Annotated in this window: 1 protein-coding gene; it reads left to right on the top strand. The window is 33.7% G+C overall.

Annotation, left to right across the window (positions count from 1 at the left end; genetic code table 11):
- Positions 1 to 168 precede the first annotated feature (168 nt).
- Positions 169 to 678 (top strand): SMI1/KNR4 family protein, encoded by a 510-nt coding sequence (locus ACOSP6_RS00145; protein ID WP_422092301.1) that lies wholly within the window; start codon positions 169 to 171, stop codon positions 676 to 678.
- Positions 679 to 730: the final 52 nt, after the last annotated feature.

Raw genomic sequence — 730 nt, forward strand, 5'->3', positions numbered from 1 at the left:
AAAAAAATCAGCAGCTAACAAAGCAAATAATTAATTGCGGCAGTCCCGAAGCATCGGAACCTCACCGGAAATTCAATCTTATTAATTATCTTTCCGCAACATCGGAAAATGACTCGCGTCCTTTTCCGCAAAAAATCATACACAAATACGTTGTGGTTAATTTGAAAAATGAACAGTCTACTAAAACAAATATCAGAGAAAGCAATTGAGCTAGCTGATTTTGAGTTTACTCAAGAACAGATTGAAAATAAATGGTTGGGAACTAACACATCTTCGGAAACTGAAATAAAACTGACCGAAAATAGACTCGGAATTGAATTCCCAGAGGACTTTAAAAAATTCTTGTCGATAACAAACGGATTTTCTGCACCAAATGATATCGAGCCGACTTTTGAGCAAACTGATAAAATAGATTATTTAAGGAACATTGATAGTTTCATAATCGAAGCTTACAATATTGACGGAATTGAAAATATAGGAAAGGAACTGGAAAAAAGTATTATTGTTGGTGGAATAAATGAAGAGCAATACTTTTTATTAATTCCGCCCGACTTGAAAAGTGAAAAATGGAAATACTGGAAGTTTGCAAATTGGCATCCTGGAGAAGAAGAATACGAAAATTTGGAAAGTTATTTTAAAAACGTTTTGAAGTTTATAAACGAACAACTTGAAGGATAGTAAAAACTAACCACAACAAGGTGTATAATTAATTGCGGCTGTCCCGAAGCTT

This window comes from Tenacibaculum sp. MEBiC06402 (assembly GCF_049239625.1).
Lineage (GTDB): Bacteria > Bacteroidota > Bacteroidia > Flavobacteriales > Flavobacteriaceae > Polaribacter.

Bases quoted from the DNA above. Each gene is read 5' to 3' on its own strand.
- ACOSP6_RS00145 (WP_422092301.1), top strand. From the start codon at position 169: ATGAACAGTCTACTAAAACAAATATCAGAGAAAGCAATTGAGCTAGCT.